The 15,624-nt window shown below is 72.7% G+C and carries 16 protein-coding genes and 1 tRNA gene; 6 read left to right on the top strand and 11 right to left on the bottom strand.

Annotated features, from left to right (window positions below; all coding sequences use genetic code 11):
• Positions 1-74: 74 nt before the first annotated feature.
• The 3 genes from ABT008_RS10790 to ABT008_RS10780 form a co-directional block, all read right to left on the bottom strand.
• Positions 75-2,363: a HelD family protein gene (locus ABT008_RS10790; protein WP_502890390.1), complete on the bottom strand. Its 2,289-nt coding sequence runs from the start codon at positions 2,361-2,363 to the stop codon at positions 75-77.
• 167 nt (positions 2,364-2,530) lie between these two features.
• Positions 2,531-4,621 carry a tetratricopeptide repeat protein gene (locus ABT008_RS30455; protein WP_502890389.1) on the bottom strand — a complete coding sequence of 697 codons (2,091 nt, stop codon included), beginning with the start codon at positions 4,619-4,621 and terminating at the stop codon, positions 2,531-2,533.
• A gap of 68 nt (positions 4,622-4,689) precedes the next feature.
• On the bottom strand, positions 4,690-5,151 hold the full coding sequence (locus tag ABT008_RS10780; protein WP_350695476.1) for a MarR family winged helix-turn-helix transcriptional regulator: 462 nt from the start codon (positions 5,149-5,151) through the stop codon (positions 4,690-4,692).
• Positions 5,152-5,201: 50 nt separating this feature from the next.
• Between ABT008_RS10780 and ABT008_RS10775 the strand changes: the two genes are divergently transcribed.
• Positions 5,202-5,735 carry a VOC family protein gene (locus ABT008_RS10775; RefSeq protein WP_350695474.1) on the top strand — a complete coding sequence of 178 codons (534 nt, stop codon included), beginning with the start codon at positions 5,202-5,204 and terminating at the stop codon, positions 5,733-5,735.
• A gap of 142 nt (positions 5,736-5,877) precedes the next feature.
• Complete coding sequence (locus tag ABT008_RS10770) at positions 5,878-6,690, top strand: hypothetical protein (protein WP_350695473.1); 813 nt, start codon at positions 5,878-5,880, stop codon at positions 6,688-6,690.
• On the opposite strand, the gene ABT008_RS10765 is transcribed toward ABT008_RS10770, so the two are convergent.
• Both ABT008_RS10765 and ABT008_RS10760 read right to left on the bottom strand, forming a co-directional pair.
• Positions 6,671-7,180 (bottom strand): potassium channel family protein, encoded by a 510-nt coding sequence (locus tag ABT008_RS10765; protein WP_350695472.1) that lies wholly within the window; start codon positions 7,178-7,180, stop codon positions 6,671-6,673. The two genes, ABT008_RS10770 and ABT008_RS10765, sit on opposite strands and share 20 nt — an antisense overlap.
• Before the next feature lie 138 nt (positions 7,181-7,318).
• Entirely contained in the window at positions 7,319-7,498 is a 180-nt protein-coding gene (locus ABT008_RS10760; protein WP_131056659.1) for a DUF4236 domain-containing protein, read from the bottom strand.
• Between the two features lie 311 nt (positions 7,499-7,809).
• Between ABT008_RS10760 and ABT008_RS10755 the strand changes: the two genes are divergently transcribed.
• Complete coding sequence (locus ABT008_RS10755; protein WP_350695470.1) at positions 7,810-8,364, top strand: flavin reductase family protein; 555 nt, start codon at positions 7,810-7,812, stop codon at positions 8,362-8,364.
• Positions 8,365-8,392: 28 nt separating this feature from the next.
• Here ABT008_RS10755 and ABT008_RS10750 read toward each other — a convergent pair whose 3' ends face one another.
• Positions 8,393-8,848: an RrF2 family transcriptional regulator gene (locus ABT008_RS10750; RefSeq protein ID WP_350695468.1), complete on the bottom strand. Its 456-nt coding sequence runs from the start codon at positions 8,846-8,848 to the stop codon at positions 8,393-8,395.
• Positions 8,849-8,985: 137 nt separating this feature from the next.
• Positions 8,986-9,909 (bottom strand): helix-turn-helix domain-containing protein, encoded by a 924-nt coding sequence (locus tag ABT008_RS10745; protein WP_350695467.1) that lies wholly within the window; start codon positions 9,907-9,909, stop codon positions 8,986-8,988.
• Positions 9,910-10,147: 238 nt separating this feature from the next.
• On the opposite strand from ABT008_RS10745, the gene ABT008_RS10740 reads away from it, so the two are divergent.
• Positions 10,148-10,924, top strand: a complete 777-nt coding sequence (locus ABT008_RS10740) for an SDR family oxidoreductase (RefSeq protein WP_350695465.1) — start codon at positions 10,148-10,150, stop codon at positions 10,922-10,924.
• Positions 10,925-11,073: 149 nt separating this feature from the next.
• Here the strand turns inward: ABT008_RS10740 and ABT008_RS10735 are convergent, their stop codons facing one another.
• The gene (locus ABT008_RS10735) at positions 11,074-11,505 is read right to left on the bottom strand and encodes an SsgA family sporulation/cell division regulator (RefSeq protein WP_007457244.1); all 432 of its coding nucleotides are present in this window, start codon (positions 11,503-11,505) and stop codon (positions 11,074-11,076) included.
• A 499-nt stretch (positions 11,506-12,004) separates the two neighbouring features.
• Between ABT008_RS10735 and ABT008_RS10730 the strand changes: the two genes are divergently transcribed.
• On the top strand, positions 12,005-12,469 hold the full coding sequence (locus tag ABT008_RS10730; RefSeq protein ID WP_350695464.1) for a TIGR02611 family protein: 465 nt from the start codon (positions 12,005-12,007) through the stop codon (positions 12,467-12,469).
• 50 nt (positions 12,470-12,519) lie between these two features.
• Positions 12,520-12,591: transfer RNA gene (locus tag ABT008_RS10725), tRNA-Val, on the top strand.
• 51 nt (positions 12,592-12,642) lie between these two features.
• On the opposite strand, the gene ABT008_RS10720 is transcribed toward ABT008_RS10725, so the two are convergent.
• From ABT008_RS10720 to ABT008_RS10710, 3 genes are read right to left on the bottom strand one after another with little or no spacing between them, the layout of a single operon-like run.
• The gene (locus tag ABT008_RS10720; RefSeq protein WP_502890388.1) at positions 12,643-13,797 is read right to left on the bottom strand and encodes a site-specific integrase; all 1,155 of its coding nucleotides are present in this window, start codon (positions 13,795-13,797) and stop codon (positions 12,643-12,645) included.
• Positions 13,797-13,994 (bottom strand): excisionase family DNA-binding protein, encoded by a 198-nt coding sequence (locus ABT008_RS10715; RefSeq protein ID WP_233220221.1) that lies wholly within the window; start codon positions 13,992-13,994, stop codon positions 13,797-13,799. Before ABT008_RS10715 ends, ABT008_RS10720 begins: the two co-directional genes overlap by 1 nt.
• On the bottom strand, positions 13,991-15,535 hold the full coding sequence (locus ABT008_RS10710) for a replication initiator (RefSeq protein ID WP_350695462.1): 1,545 nt from the start codon (positions 15,533-15,535) through the stop codon (positions 13,991-13,993). Before ABT008_RS10710 ends, ABT008_RS10715 begins: the two co-directional genes overlap by 4 nt.
• Positions 15,536-15,624: the final 89 nt, after the last annotated feature.

Raw genomic sequence — 15,624 nt, 5'->3', positions numbered from 1 at the left:
TCGGCGCAGCGCCCGCTGGGCGGGGCGGGGCAGGGCGGCGTGGCTATCCCCGCCCGGGAGGGTGGGGTCGGGGGTCAGGTGGTGGGGGTGAGGGTGGTGAGGCGTTGGGTGGCGCGGGTGAGGGCGACGTAGAGGTCGCTGCGCCCACGGGGTGACTCGGCGACGATCCGGTCCGGGTCGACCACGATCACCGAGTCGAACTCCAGGCCCTTGGCCTCGGCGACGGTCAGCACCACGACCCGGTTCTCCAGGTCGGGCTGCTCGCCGACGGCCGCCTCGGGCAGCGCGGTGGTGAGCGCGGTGCCGAGGTCGTCGACGCGACCGGCCGGCACGATCACTCCGAGCCGTCCGTCGGTGAGCCCGGCGGCCTCGTCGGTGGCGACGTCGACCAGCTCCGCCGCCAGCCGGTCCGCCGGTACGTCCCGCGCGGCGGGCGGGAAGCCGCTGGCGCGTACGGCCCGGGGTGGGCGCAGGGTCGGGTCGATCTCGGCGAGTACGCCGGCGGCCACCTCCATGATCTCGGCGGGGGTGCGGTAGCTGACGGTCAACTCGGTGAGCCGCCACCGGTCGGCCACGTACGGGGCCAGCGCCTCCGACCAGGACGGGGTGCCGGCCAGGGCCCCGGTCTGGGCCACGTCGCCGACGATCGTCATGGAGCGGCTCGGGCACCGGCGCATCAGCAGTCGCCAGGCCATCGGGGACAGTTCCTGCGCCTCGTCGACGATGACGTGGCCGAACGCCCAGGACCGGTCGGCGGCGGCACGCTGGGCGGTGGTCAGGCGGTCGGCCTCCTCCTGCCGTTCCAGCAGCCGGTCGGCGTCGAGCAGGTCGGTCACGCCGAGGATCTCGCCACCGTCGGCCTCGTCCTCGACGTCGATGGACCGGGAGCCCCGGGCGATCTCCAGCACGCCCTCGGCGTACTCGCGTTCCATGGCCCGGATGCGTTCCCGGCGGGCGGCGGCGGCCCGGTCGTCCTCGCCGAGCAGTTCCGCCGCCTCGTCCAGCAGCGGTACGTCGGCCGGGGTCCAGCCGCCGGGCTCGCGGTGCAGGGCGGCCCGCTCGTCGGCGGTGAGCATCGGCGCGGCGGTGGCGATGCGGTCGGTGCGGGCGTACAGGTCGGCGAGCAGGCGTTGCGGGGTCAGGACCGGCCACAACTCGTCCAGCGCGGCGATGATCTCCGGTTCCTCGCGCAGTTCCCGGCGGATCTCGGCGCGGTCGGCCTCTTCGAGCAGGTTGTCCCCGCCGAGCGGGTCGGCACCGATCCGTTCGGCGACCTGGTCGGCCAGGGCGTGGATGATCTCGACGTCGAAGAGGGCGCGGGCCAGGTTGTGCGGGCGGTCGCTGTGGCGGACGCGGTCCCGGGCGGCCCGGACGGTCTCCGGGTCGAGCAGGAGGACCTCCTGCTGCGGCAGCTCGATCTCCAGCGGCTCGTCCGGCACCCGCTGCCGGTCGCGTACCGCGTTGGCCAGCACCTCGGTCATCACCGACCGGCCTTTGAGGGCCGCGGTGGTGGCCGGCTCCGCGCGCCGGGCGCTCACGCCGGGAAAGAGGTCCCCCTGGGTACGCAGCAGCACGCCGGTCTCGGCCAGCGCGGGCAGCACCTGCGAGATGTAGCGCAGGAAGGTGACGTTCGGGCCGACCAGCAGTACGCCCCGGGTGGAGAGTTCCCGGCGGTGCGTGTAGAGCAGGTATGCGGCCCGGTGCAGCGCCACCGCGGTCTTGCCGGTGCCGGGGCCGCCCTGCACCACCAGCACGCCGGACAGGTCGGAGCGGATGATCCGGTCCTGTTCGGCCTGGATGGTCTCGACGATGTCGCGCATCCGGCCGGTACGCCCGGCGTTGAGCGCGGCCAGCAGCGACGCCTCGCCGGTCAGTTCCTCGTGGGCGGTGGGGGAGGCGGTGTTCAGGTCCAGCACCTCGTCGTTGAGGGCGACCACCTTGCGCTGCCGGGTACGCAGGTGACGCCGCCGCCGGATGCCCTGCGGGTTGGCGGCGGTGGCGAGGTAGAAGGCGCGGGCGGCCGGGGCACGCCAGTCCATCAGCAGCGGGTCGTAGTCCCCGTCGGTGTCGAAGATGCCGATCCGGCCGATGTAGTGGCGCTCGCCGTCGTCGGTGTCGAGCCGACCGAAGCAGAGACCGTTCTCCACCGCCGCGAACTGCTCGACCTGTTCGGCGTACATGCGGACCGCGCTGTCGCGCTGGGAACGGGCCTGGAGTGTGCCGCCCGCCGCCCGCAGCTCCTCGGTCAGCCGCCGTGACGCCTGGTCCCGCAGGTCGTCGAGGCGGTGGTAGAGCATCGAGACGTACTCCTGCTCGCGGCCGATCTCGTCGTCGGACGGCGAACCGCCGGAGTGCCTTGACAATCCGTCTCCCGGTGGGTTAGAGTTCGGTTAGGAACGGCTTTTTCGAGCCGTTCTTTTTTGTTGCCTGAACTGCCGAAGATACCGCGCGACGACCGCCGGAGCCAAGGCGGTCGAGCCCCGTCACACCCCCGTGTGCGACGCCCGCGCCCCGACTCCGGGCGGTGTGGTCACCGGCGTTCGGTGCAGACCTCGTCGGACCGCGCGACCGTGTCGGTGGACCAGGCGACCGCGACGGTGAAGCAGTAGTCGAGGCTGCGGTTGAGGCCGTAGACCACGAAACTGTCGGTACCGGCGGGCAGGTCGGCGAAGGGGTTCTTCGGCTGCCCGGTCCGACCACCCGAGATGATCACCGGTCCCTCCGCCCCGGCCGGGTACGTCCAGTTCAACGTGACGCTGTCCCGGTTGTCGCGCAGCGAGAGTTCGGTGGGCGGCGCGCCGGGCGAGGCCGGCGGCGCCTCCGGTGCCGACGCGGACGGGGGTGCCGCCCCGCTCGGGGTCTCCCCGGCGGTGGGGGAGCCGGGTTCGCCCGGGCCGTCGACCCGGGACACCCCGGCGATCACCGCGGCGGCACCGAGCAACACCACGACCACACCCGCCGCGATGATCGGCACCAACCGGTTCGGTCGGGGGGAGGGCGCGGCCGGCGTACGGGGTACCGGCACCGGGAGCAGCCGGGACGACGGGCCGGTGCGTTCCGGTTCCAGCCGGCGCAGCCGGTAGACCCCGGGTGCCTGCGGCGCCGGACCGGTCAGACCCATCACGCTCGGCGGTACGGCCGCCCCGCTCGACTCGGCCGTCGGCGTCTGGGCGGGCCGGGCCGGGTGGACGGGGTCGGGGGAGGGCGAATCGGTCGGTTGCCCGGTCCACCAGTCCTGCGGTGGCCCGGCCGGACCGTCCACCGGCTGCCGTGGGGTGGGCACCGGCGACGCCGCCCCGGCGGGCTGCGGACCGGTGTGGTGGCCCTGACCGGGGTGGTAGCCCTCGGGCGGGTGCTGCTCCCCGGCGTACCGGGGATCCGGGTCGCTCGCCGCCGGCCACGATGCGCCGGTGGGCCACGCGCCTTCACCGGTGTCACCCGTCGGCGTGCCGCCGACGGCACCAGTCGGCCACGTGCCGTCTCCCGCGGTGTCCGCCGGCCAGCCCGCCGGACCGGGCGCTTCCGTGGGCCAGCCCGCCTGATCGGTGCTGTCCGTGGGCCAACCGGTCTGACCGGTGGTGTCCATGGGCCAGTCCCGATCGGTGTCGTGCGGATCGGGCCAACCGGCCGCTCCCGACCCCGCCGGACCGGCCGCCGCCCAGGTCGGCGTGGTCTCCGAGTGGGAAGCCGGAGACCCCGTCCAGGTCGGTGCCGGTGGGGTGGCGGTGGGCGGCCAGTTCGGGTCGGTCCCGTCCCAGTCCGCTCGCGGGTCGTCCGGCCGGTCGTCGGTGTCGTGGTCGCGCCAGGCGGCCGGGGCGGCGGTGGCGCCCTGGGCCGCCCAGTCGCCGCTGGGCGGGGCGTCGCCCTGCGACGGGGTCCGGGCGGCCGGTACGACGGAGCCCTCCGCGCCCAACGGCGGGGTGTCGGCGCAGACGTGGTCGGGGTTGGCGGCGGCCCGGGACAACGACGCGACCTGGGCGGTCAGCGGGTCGTCCGGGGCGAGGTGCCGACGGGCGAGTTCCCGGGCCAGCGCGAGGTGGTCCTGCGCCTCGGTGAACTGCCCGCAGTCGCGTTGCATCGAGCCGAGCCGGGCGAGCATCTTGATGCCGCTGGGGTGCCCGTCGCCGTACACCTCGCGGTGCAGCTCCCAAGCGTCCTGGAGACGGTCGCGGGCCACCTGGCACTGGCCACGGGCGTACTCCACGGTGGCCAGGTCGGCGTGTGCGGCGAGCACCCGCAGGGACTCCGGCCCGTCCGAGGCGGTCAGTTCGATGATGACTTCCTGGTACAGCCGGGCGGCGCGGGACCAACTGCCCACCCTGTGCAGCACCGCCGCGAGGGTGGCGGCGGCGGCGACCGTACGCGGGTCGGGCCGGCCGTGCAGGCGGGTGGTGGCGGCGTACGCGTACGCGGCCCAGCCTCGTGCCGAGTGCGGTTCGCCGAGGGCGACCAGCACCCGCGCGTGCAGGCCGGCCGCCTCGGCCATCTCGGGTGTCGCGTTGGCCGGGCGCGGGTCGGCGCCGGTCAGCGCGTCGGCGAGGAGCCGCTGGGCACCGGCGAGATCGCCGGAGGAGACCAGGTCGTGCGCCTGATCAGTCAGTTCACCGAAGCCGGAGGGCACGCCCCATCGTGCTCACCCGACGACGTTATGTACAAGACCCGCGCCGGAGTGGTTCGGTCAGGATCCGGTCAGGGGCGGGTCAGGCGATCGGCCAGTGCCTCGCTGATCCGGCGTAACTGGTCGACCTGGGCGGGGCTGAGCGCGTCGAAGAGGTGGCGGCGTACCCCCTCGACGTGGCCGGGCGCGGCGGCGGCCAGGGCGGCGAAGCCGTCGTCGGTGAGCAGGGCGATCTGCCCGCGCCGGTCGGTCGGGCAGTCCTCCCGGCGGACCCAGCCGGCCGCCTCCAGGCGGGCCACCGCGTGCGAGAGCCGGCTGCGGGAGGAGCCGCTGGCCTCGGCGAGTTCGCTCATCCGCAGCCGACGCTCCGGCGCCTCGGAGAGCCGGACCAGGATCTCGTAGTACGCATGCGGCATCCCGGCGTCGCGTTGCAGTTCGCGGTCGAGCGTCTCCATCAACGCCCGGGAGGCGGTCAGGAACGCTCGCCAGGTGCGCTGCTCGTCCGGGTCCAGCCAGCGGGTCATGACCGCCATCATAACGGCATTAGTTGAACGCTCAACTAAAACGCGCTAGCCTCGGTGACATGGGAATCCATCGCCTCAACCACGCCGTCCTCTACGTCAGTGACCTGGAGCGCAGCGTCGCCTTCTATCGCGACGTGCTCGGCTTCCGCCGGGTGCCGATGACCCCGGAGGGGTTCCGGGGCGCTGCCTTCCTCCAGGCACCCGACTCCACCAACGACCACGACCTCGGCCTCTTCGAGATCGGCGCGGGAGTCGGCCGCTCGACCGCCGGCCGGGCCACCGTCGGCCTCTACCACCTGGCCTGGGAGGTGGACACGCTCGACGATCTGGCCGCCACCGCCCGCCGGCTGGCCGGGGCCGGTGCGCTGGTCGGCACCTCCGACCACGGCACCACCAAGAGCCTCTACGGACAGGACCCGGACGGGCTGGAGTTCGAGGTGGTCTGGCTGGTGCCGGCCGACCGGCTGGACGACGCCGCGCTCGACGCCCGCACCCGGATCGGCCGCCTCGACCTGGCCGCCGAGATCAGCCGGTACGGCGGCGACACCCGGGGCGGCATCGGCATCTCCGTCCCGGCCGCCTCGTCGCACTGACCCGTCCCGGCCGGTTCGATGCCCTGACGCCCCGCCCGCCGCGCGCCACCGCAGTCGCTGGTCGCGAGCGGGTAGCCCCACCATGGCGAGCGGCTGCCCGGGGTGGCCGCGTCGCCGCCGGGCGGTGCGGTAGAACGGCAGGGTGGCAGATGAGGTGGGGCGGCAGGTGGTGGTCCGGCACCTGAGGGTCTGGGTGCCGGGTGCGTTGCGGCGCGCGCGCCGGGCGACGGTGGTCCTCGGGTACGACGGGCGCGACCCCGCCCTGGCCGAGGAGGTCGTCCGGGTGGCCGGCGAGTGCGCCGCTGCCGTACGCGGTGCCCGGTTGACCGTGCTGGTGCTGGCCGGTGGCACCGAGGAGCTGCCGGCCCGGCTCGGTGCCGCCGAGGCGGGACTGCCGGCCGAGGTCACCGTGCACCTGATGCCCGGCCCGACGGCCCTGTTGCCGGTGGCGCTGCGCGCGTCCGGGGCGTCCGGCGCGCCGGTGCTGTCCTACCTGGAGGTGGAGGGGGCCGTCGATCCGGTGGCGCTCTCCGCCGCCGTCTCCGGCCGACCCGGTGAGGTGCTGGTGCCGGCCGGTCCGGACACCCCGCTGCGGTCGGCACTTGTCGACGCCGGGTTCCCGCTGGTCGCCGAGGTCGAGGTGCCCTCCGGTCGGCGGATCGGCTTCGGCACCGCCTCGGACCGCAGCCTGGAGTCGTTCAAGGAAAGCCTCTGGGAGGCCGGCGCCGGCCAGGCGGACCCCGCGCCGCTGGGTCACGCGCTGCTCGCCGAGCTGTCCCGCTCCGGCCCGCGTACGGTGACCGAGCTGCGCCGGTACGCGGTGACCGACACGGCGTACCGGGCCGTGGACGCGGTACGGGCCCTGGACGCGCTGCTCGACGCGGGCGCGGTGCGGCGTAACCCCGAGCAGGGGAGGCTCGGCGGGGACGTGGTGATCACGGCCGCCGCTCGGTGAGCCGTTTGACCACCAGGGACGCGCCGGTGGCGATCACCCCGATGCTGAAGACGAGTTGCGCGCAGACCAGCACCCGGGCGAACTGCCCCTGGGCGTGCACGTCGCCGTAGCCGACGGTGGTCAGCGTGGTGAGCGCGAAATAGAGCGCGTCCACCCGGGTGTGCAGCGCGACGAACTGCTCCGGAGCCACCCGGGCGACGACGTAGTCGGCCAGGGCGAAGGCGAGCAGCCCGGCGATCAGGGCCACCACCAGGTGCACCACCGAGGGTGGCTGCCGTCCGCGTGCGACGGCGACGAGTTGGCGGCGTACCTGGCCGGTGACCAGTGCGGCGACTCCGCCCACCAGCAGCAGTGTCAGGGCGACGCGCAGGCCGAGCCGGGCGCCGTTGGGATCGGCCTCGACCGGCACGACGAAGTACACGATCAGGAGCAGCAGGCCGGCCAGCCATGCCCGCCGACGCTCGTGCGGATGGTCCGGTGTCCGTGGCATGTCGAGATTGTCCGGTCCGACACCCCGCCGACCGGGCGGATCCGTCGATTCCGGGTGCGGCAGACCGAGGTTGGCGTGGCCGCCGGCACATGCGAGCGGGGCGCCGGAATGCTCCGACGCCCCGCGCGACTAACGGGCTCACGCCCGGGACTTGTCCTGCTTCCAGGAGAGCGGGCCGGGCAGGTCGACGCGGTGCGCCTTGGCCCGCGAGTTCCACGACCAGCGACCGATCTTGATGCTCCAGGACGAGAAACCGTTCTCGGTGAAGTTCAGGATCAGCGGCCCGTACTTCTTGCGTTTGCGGAACATCAGACCCATCGTGGGCCTCCCTTCGTCATCCCCGCGCGGCATCGAAGATTCCCGTAACGAAGATCGGCCAAACCACGCTCTGCACAGTGGAAGTCGAACGTCCGCAGTAGCCCGAATATCCTATTCATCAGATGGGTTTTCTCAGGCTCAAGATCCTGGTTGAATCATGAGTGTGTGGAGTGAAAGAGCGTTCATCCCAAATCATGGGAAGCGCTGAGTTGCCGACTCCACCCGGCGTTTCGGAGAGGACCCCTCATGCACCGCACCCCTCACCCCATCGCACCGGCCGCGCCGACCCGCCGCCCGGCACCGGTGACGGCGTGACCACCGCGCAGCGCAGCCGCACCGACGAGCTGCGGCCGGTGGACCCGGAGCTGTTCCGTACGCTGCTGCGCCGTCAGGCCAGCACGGTCACCGTGGTCACCGCCGTGGCCCGGGGCACCCGACCCGCCTGCCTCGGTGACATGGGCGCACCCCTGCGGGCCGGGTTCACCGCGACCTCGTTCACCTCCGTCTCGCTGGACCCGCCGCTGGTGTCGTTCTGCCTCGGCGCGACCTCGTCCAGCTCCCCGGTGCTCGACCGGGCCGAGCACGTCGCCGTGCACCTGCTCGCCGCCAACCAGACCGAGGCCGCGCGGATCTTCTCCACCAAGGGTGTCGACCGCTTCGCCGCGTACCCCTACTGGGAGGCCGGGCCGTTCGGGCTGCCGCTGCTGACCGGGGTGCTGGGGCGGCTGCTCTGCCGGGTGGTGCACCGGGTGCCCGCCGGCGACCACTCGCTGGTGATCGCCGAGCCGCTGGCGCTCGCCGAAGGGGTCGACGGCCCGCCACTACTGCACCACCGGGGCGGATACACCACGGCAGCCGCCGCGTGACCGTGTCCACCCACGACGGGTGGGTGGGTCAGCGAGGTTCCCAGGCGTCGGGAGCCGTGGTGAGTCGACGGACGTGGGTGGGCAGCCGGCCGCCCACCACGTCGGCCAGGCTCACCTCGTCGACCACCCGGCGCAGCGAGGCGCGCACCGCCACCCACAACCCGGGCAGGTGCTGCGCCACCCCGTCGTAACTGGTCTCCTCCGGGCGCAGCCCGCGTACGCCGGCCAGCGGTCCCTCCACCGCACGCAGCACCGCCCCGATGGTCACCTCCCGGGGCGGCCGGGCCAGGGCGTACCCGCCCTCGGCGCCGCGCTGGGCACGGACCAGCCCGGCCCGGCGTAGGTCGGCCAGGACCGCCTCCAGGAATTTGCGAGGCATGTCCTGCTCCGCGGAGATGGTCTGGGTGGACAGCAATGCCGGGTACGCGGCGGCCAAGCTCAGCGCCGCCCGTACCGCGTAGTCGCCACGCGCGGAGATCTGCACCCTGCCATCATGCCCAACCGGCCCGGGCCTGGGCGTCGCCGGGCTGACGGAGTGACCGACCGGATGGGTCGCGTCACGCCCGACGGGCCGCGCCGGACGGCCGCGTCAGGCCCAGCGGGGCTCGTGAACTGCCCCCGTCAGGCCCGACGGGCCTCGATCGACGGGCGGGACCGCAGCATCGGGGCCGGTTCGGCGGGCGACCGGGGACGGACGACCGGGCTCGGTCCGGGATGTTCGCGGGCGGCCCGGAAGGCGCCGGGGCTGACCCCGACCTCGCGGGTGAAGAACCGGCCGAAGTTGGTCGGCTCGGTGAAGCCGAGCTGCCGACCGATCCGGGCGATGGGCTCGTCGGTGGCGGCCAGCAACCGGCTGGCCTGGAGCGCGACCCGCTCGTCCACCACCTGCTTGGCGCTGCGCCCGGTCACCGCCAGGCAGGCCCGGGTGAGGGTACGCACCGAGCAGCCCAGCCGCTCGGCGTAGTCCTCGACCCGACGGGTGCGCTGGTAGCCGCGCTCCACCTCGCGGCACAACCGACGGAAGGTCTCCTCCTCCGGGCGGCCGGCGCGGCGTTGCTCGGACGGCAGCATGCTCAGGCGCAGCAGCAGCACGGTGAGCTGGTGGCGCAGCAGGCTGCGGCCGGCCGGCACGTCCTGGTGCCGACGAACGTCCACGGTCAACTGGGTCACCTCGTTGATGACCGCGTCCTCGTCCTCACCGGCGAGCTGCACCCGGGTGGGTACGTCGTCCACGTCGACGTCGAGCCCGCGCAACGTGTCCGGGTGCCAACGGACCACGGTGGCGTCCAGACGGGGCGGTGGGCAGCGCAGCACCTGCCCGGCGCGTACGCGCAGTAGTGTGCCGGGGCGGCAGGGCTGGGCGCGGAAGTCCACCTCGGCGACGCCGAGACCGCCCGTACCGAGCACGATCAGCTCCCGGTCGAGTAGGACCGGCCGCCGCCACCCGGCGTCGGGCTTGAGATCACACAGCGTGATCGTGTCGATTTCGGCCGGGCCGGAGGCAGCGTTGGGCAGAACCCTGTCGAGGTGACCGGAAGGGACCATCACCTGCGACGTTAGCCCGGGACCGGCCGGTACGCACCTCTGGTGGCGGGCGCGTCGCCGAGCCTGCGCCGCCTGCGTCCACGTCTCGATCGACCGGGGTGGGTGGCGTGCTCTTGTCGGCGTACCGGCCGGCGGTTACGTTACCGAGCGGTAGTCATCTGGTCGCCGTGGCGGGCGAACGGTCCGTGTCGGCGGCCCGACCGCCGGGGAGTCGCGGCCGGCTCGCGAGGGGATGGGCATGCAGGATCTGTTCTCGGTCGACGGCAAGAATGTCCTGGTGACCGGCGGTTCGCGCGGGATCGGGCTGATGATCGCCCGAGGGTTCGTGGCGGCCGGCGCGCACGTCATCATCTCGTCCCGCAAGGCGGCCGTCTGCGAAGCGGTCGCCGAGGAGCTGTCCACGCTCGGTCACTGCACCGCGATCCCGGCCGACCTCGGCAACGACGACGGGGCGCGGCAGTTGGCCGCCGCCGTCCGGGACCGGGTCGACCGGCTCGACGTCCTGGTCAACAACGCCGGCGCCACCTGGGGCGCGCCGCTCGCGGAGTATCCGGAGAGCGCCTTCGACAAGCTCTGGGCGGTCAACGTCAAGGCCGTCTTCCGGCTCACCACCGAACTGCTGCCGGTGCTGCGTACCGCCGCCAGCGCCGACGACCCGGCCCGCGTGATCAACATCGGCTCCGTCGACGGCATCCGGGTCCCGGCCATGGAGGTGTACGCCTACTCGGCGACGAAAGCGGCCCTGCACATGCTGACCCGCACGCTGGCGCACCAACTCGTCGGCGAGCGGATCACCGTCAACGCCGTCGCCCCGGGACCGTTCGAGAGCAAGATGATGGCGTTCGTGCTGGACGACCCGGATGCCAGGGCCGCCGTCGAGGCACAGGTGCCGCTCGGCCGGATCGGTCGCCCGGAGGACATGGCCGGCGTCGCGATCTTCCTGGCGTCGCGGGCCGGCGCGTACCTGACCGGCGCGGTGATCCCGGTCGACGGGGGCATGACCACGCACGGCTGAGCGTCCGTGGTGATGATCGCGCTGGCGCGCGGAGCCCTGGTGCGGCCCGGGTCGCGTGGCACGGGTGGTGCGGGTGGTGTGCGTACCGCCGGACGAGCCGGGGCCGCGCGGACTCGGCAGATCCGCGCGGCCCCCGCCTGGGTCGGTGGTCAGCGACCGGCGAGCAGCCGGTTCACCGCCGTGTCGACGTCCAGGTGCTCGGCCTCCCGGCCGCGCGGGACGACGACGTAGGTCCGCCGCAGGAAGCGCACCAGCACGCTGCGCGGCACCTCGAACAGGGCGTTGCCGTCGGGTGACGACAGCGCCAGCGCGACGAAGTCGCCGCGCGGGGTGGCCCACGGCCAGACCCGGACATCGCCGATGCCGGCCGGTTCGTCGAGCCCGGTGACCAGCAGCTCGCGAGCGAACGACCAACTCACCGCCTCGCCACCGGCCGATTCGGCGTGGAACAGGACATGGACCGCATACGGGTCAGCAGGGTCGTAGCGCAGACTGGCGCGCACCGGCAATGCGGTGGCGTCAGGCGCGACTAGCCTTAGCGACGTCTCGACCTCAACGGTCGTCGGTCGGATGACACTCATGGACGTTCTCCCCCCGGCACCGCGTGCGGAACGCGCGTGTCCCGCTTTTCCCATACTCAGGCGCTACCTCTGGCTACGCTCCGCCATACGCTGACTTCACCCAGTGGTGGGAGAGGGTTCGGAAAGGCCGCGAGAATGTGAAAATTCATCTAGGATTTCCGGTTCTGCCCAGTGCCTTGATCCCGCCCGATCATCGGGTAGCTCAGTCGTCGACTTACTCCGGTAACGTCCAGTCGGCCGTTGCAGTGACGGTCCCGCGCCACACTGGGCGTGAAATGATCGGTGAGCGATCCTCAGTGGATCAGCTGGCGAGGCGAGGCCCGTCGAACGGCGCGGTCCGCAGAGCCGAACAGCGGGGGTGCGGGTGCCGAACGAACAGCACGACCGGCACGGTCGGTCAGTAGTCGACCACGAACCGGCCGACAACCGCCGAACCGGCCGCAACGAACGAGGCTTCACCGACGGGAATAGCCCCGCCGGACGGGGAAACCCTCAACGCATGCGGAACGAGCGAATCGAGGCGGACCGGACCGGCGACGGGCCGGACCCCACCGGCGCACCCGAGCGGCCTCGCTGGCGGCAGCGCCTCTCCACCACCCTCGCGCTGATCCGCGCCAACCCCACCGGCCTCCTTGCCCTCAGGGTCGTCATCGGCGTTCTCGGCGCCCTCGTGGTCACCATCGGCATCGTGCTCATCCCGCTGCCCGGCCCCGGCTGGCTCCTGGTGATCGCCGGGCTCGGCATCTGGGCCGTCGAGTTCCTCTGGGCCAAACGGCTGCTCGCCTTCACCCGCCGCCACGTCCACGGCTGGACGGCCTGGGTGAAGCGACAGTCACTGGTGCTGCGCCTGGTCATCGGCTCGATCGGCCTCGTCTTCGTCGCCACCGTCGCGCTGCTCTCGATCAAGTACAGCCTCGGCATCGACGTGATCGCCCAGGTCTTGCGCTACCTCGCCACGAACTGACCCCGGGTTCGCGGGTCGGCCGCACGATCGGGTAGAGTCATCCGCGCTGAGGGCGATTAGCTCAGCGGGAGAGCGCTTCGTTCACACCGAAGAGGTCACTGGTTCGATCCCAGTATCGCCCACAAGTCCCCAGGTGCCCCCTGTCCGCAGAACGCGCGGACCGGGGGGCCTTGTCATTTCTGCTCCGGGGGCCGAGCCCCCGGACACCCCACGGTGCGATGGTGCGGTGCGTCGATCCGCGCGATCTGTTGCGCGTTGAGTTGTACAGGTACGTGGGTGTTGTGGACGGTGATCGGGGTTGTTGTGGCCTCGTCGCTGCGGGTTTGGCAGAAGCGCTGGAAGTTGCGCGGCTCGATGGGCGTGCCGTAGCGGGTGGTGAACACCAGGTCGTTGTCGTGCCACGCCTTACCGGCCGTCGCTCGTGCTTCGTCGCGTTGGTGTTTGCGCAGTCGGAGTGCGGCCAAGCAGATGTCGGGCAGCGGGAGGGTGGCGTCGGACGCCTGGGTCTTGGTGTCGCGGTGCAGGAGCTTCCCGCGTACGCGTTGCAGTTGGCGGCCGATGGTCAGCTCTCCGGCGTCGAGGTCGACGTCTGCCCAGGTGAGGCCGAGGGCTTCGCCTTTGCGCAGGCCGGTGACGAGGACCAGGGCGTACGCGGCGTAGAGCGGATCGGCGTCGCCGCGGGCGGATTCGAGGAAGCGGCGTGCTTCGTCGCTGGACCAGGACTTGCCGCGTCGACGGCGGACGGTGGCCAGGGTGACCGGCACGGCCGGGTTGCGGCTGATGAGGTCTTCGGCCTGGGCGTGGGTGAGGGCGGCGCGTAGGGCGGCCCGGATGTCGCTGACCGTGCGCGTCGACGGGACCGCCTGGCAGCACCGACCGACCGCGCAGCAGCGCCGCTTCTCCTTGCGGCGGGCGGCGTCCTTGCCCTGGGCGCAGCACTGGCAGGTGCGGGCCACCTGGTTCAGCCAGGTCTGCACCTCCCGCGCCTGGAGCCGGTCGAGCCGCTTGGACCCGAGGCCGGGGGAGAGGTAACGCCGGACGAACGTCTCGTAGGTGGCGAAGGTGAGCGGCGCCCGGTTCGGCTCGATGATCTCGGTCAGCCAGTAGGCGAGGAAGCTGCCCACGGTCGGCACACTGGTCGCCACCGGTCCGGCCTTGGCCTGCTGGTGCAGTTTGATCCACTTGTCGTGGACGGCGTCCCGGGTCTTGCCGTAGACGTACTTGCGGGTGCGTTTCCCGTCCGGCTTGGTGACCCAGACGTACGCGGCGAAGCCGTTGCGGTACGGGAAGATCGAGCCTTCGCCGTTGGCACGGGCACGGGCGGGCATCAGGCGGCCTCCTGCCGGTCGATCTGGTCGCGGATGTAGTCGTCGACCCATTCGGGGAGGATGCGGCGGTACTTGCCGTCCTTGATGGAGCGCAGTTCGCCGGTGGCGATCTTCATCTTGACCTTGGAGATGCCGAAGCCGAGCAGGACGGCGACCTCGGCGGGGGAGTACCACCGTGGGGTGAGAGGTCGGGTCACGCCGCCACCCCCGACCACGTCTCGTGGGCGAGTTCCTCCCGGCCGACGCGGCTGCGCTCCCGGTGCTGGGCGGCGGCGGTGTTGGCGAGCAGCGCGTCCCCGTCGGTCAGCCAACCGGAGCCGACGAAGGCCAGGGTGCCGACGCTGACGGAGTTGTCATCGGTGCGGCGGTAGGTGGCGCGGGTGTCGCGGAGCAGTCCGAAGGTGACCGAGTACCGGCGGGCCTTGGTGAGGAAGTGACCGCCGTAGCCGAGCATGTGCGCCCACCGTCGCAGCCCGGCATAGACATCGGGTGTGGTGTCAAGGTCGCCTTGACGGTCCTCGGCCTGGGCGTCGGTGTCGTTGGTGCGGCGCCGGGTGGGGCGGCCGAGTCGCCAGCAGGCGTCGATGAGCCGGGCCAGGTGGTCGCCCTCCGGATCGGCGTAGGCGTCGACCGTGCCCGGGGTTAGTCGGGTGGAGCAGTGGCCGGTGACCTCGGTGGCCTTGGTGGCGTACTTGGCCAGGTAGGCGGCCACCCTGGCGTCGGTCACGTCCCCGTCACCGGTGCCGATGCGGCGCACGTCGACCTGCTCACCCCAGGCGATCGACCAACCCTGCGGCCGGTCGGGATGCGGCGGAGTGGCGAAGGTGATCTGCCGGGCGGCGGCGTACACGGCGGCGTCGAGGTCGTCCACGGTGATCCCGACCGGTGGCGGGACCAGGGCGTGCCGGTCACCGGGATCGACCCCGTCGAGACGCAGCAGGACATGGAAGTGCACCGCGCCCCGGCGCTGCATCTCGGCGACCTTCCCGTGCGACACCCGCACCGGCGGCACCCGCCGAACCCGGCCCGAGTCGGTGACAACCTCGACCCTCGGGATACCGCGACGGTGGCAGAGGGCGGCAAGGTGCCGCTCGACGGCCTGCTTGGTGCGCCGCCACAGCTCACCGGCGAAGACGTTCCAGACGACCTGGTGATCGTGGTCGTAGCAGTCCAGGCAGAGCGGCCGACCGAGCTGCGGATCGGCGCAGTCGTGCCGGGTAAAGCAGGCCCCGGGCCGCCCGTGCGGGCAGGTGGCAGCGTCACGGCGGGCGTGGCAGGGGGCCGGTCGGCAGTCGCAGCGCCGCCGGTCGGTGCAGGTGTGCCGGAGTACGTTCCGGCGGTGGACCGGGCCGAACGACGGCGCGGTGAAGGTGGCGAAGACGACCGGGTGCTGCGTGACCGAGGCGGGGACGGTCTTGCCGCCGGTCAGGCCACAGCGGACGACCTGGAAGGCATCACCGGCGTAGACCCAGGAGCAGTCCGGGCACTGGGCGGCACGCCGGTTGCCGCACGCCTTGTAGAGCACCCGATCGGGCAACTCGTCGGTGTGCTGCTCGCCCAGGACCCGCCCGGTGTCCCGGTCGACGGCGGTCATGGTGCCGGTCAGCCGGATCGGACGGGCACAACCCCCGGCGGTCCGGGTGTGCTCCAACCAGCCGAAGTAGTCGGGGGTGGCGGCCCGGTGCAGGGCCTGGGCGGCACGACCGGCGGCAACGCCGGGACGGTGCAGGGTGGACACGATCTCTCCTCAGGGCGAGTGGCAGGGACGGGCGACGAAACGCCACCGGGGGGCCGGAACGCTGTCCGTCGGTGGTGTTCGTGTGTCTC

The sequence above is a fragment of the Micromonospora sp. NPDC002389 genome (genome assembly GCF_040296095.1).
Classification (GTDB): Bacteria; Actinomycetota; Actinomycetes; order Mycobacteriales; family Micromonosporaceae; genus Micromonospora.
The sequence above is the reverse complement of the archived record's forward strand: the minus strand, read 5'-3'. Positions and strand labels throughout refer to the sequence as shown.

Excerpts from the sequence above, each read along its gene's own strand:
- ABT008_RS10780 (WP_350695476.1), bottom strand. The coding sequence starts at position 5,151 with ATGGCGGTCATGACCCGCTGGCTGGACCCGGACGAGCAGCGCACCTGG.
- ABT008_RS10775 (WP_350695474.1), top strand. The coding sequence starts at position 5,202 with ATGGGAATCCATCGCCTCAACCACGCCGTCCTCTACGTCAGTGACCTG.
- ABT008_RS10765 (WP_350695472.1), bottom strand. The coding sequence starts at position 7,180 with ATGCCACGGACACCGGACCATCCGCACGAGCGTCGGCGGGCATGGCTG.
- ABT008_RS10760 (WP_131056659.1), bottom strand. The coding sequence starts at position 7,498 with ATGGGTCTGATGTTCCGCAAACGCAAGAAGTACGGGCCGCTGATCCTG.
- ABT008_RS10745 (WP_350695467.1), bottom strand. The coding sequence starts at position 9,909 with ATGGTCCCTTCCGGTCACCTCGACAGGGTTCTGCCCAACGCTGCCTCC.
- ABT008_RS10740 (WP_350695465.1), top strand. The coding sequence starts at position 10,148 with ATGCAGGATCTGTTCTCGGTCGACGGCAAGAATGTCCTGGTGACCGGC.
- ABT008_RS10735 (WP_007457244.1), bottom strand. The coding sequence starts at position 11,505 with ATGAGTGTCATCCGACCGACGACCGTTGAGGTCGAGACGTCGCTAAGG.
- ABT008_RS10730 (WP_350695464.1), top strand. The coding sequence starts at position 12,005 with ATGCGGAACGAGCGAATCGAGGCGGACCGGACCGGCGACGGGCCGGAC.
- ABT008_RS10720 (WP_502890388.1), bottom strand. The coding sequence starts at position 13,797 with ATGCCCGCCCGTGCCCGTGCCAACGGCGAAGGCTCGATCTTCCCGTAC.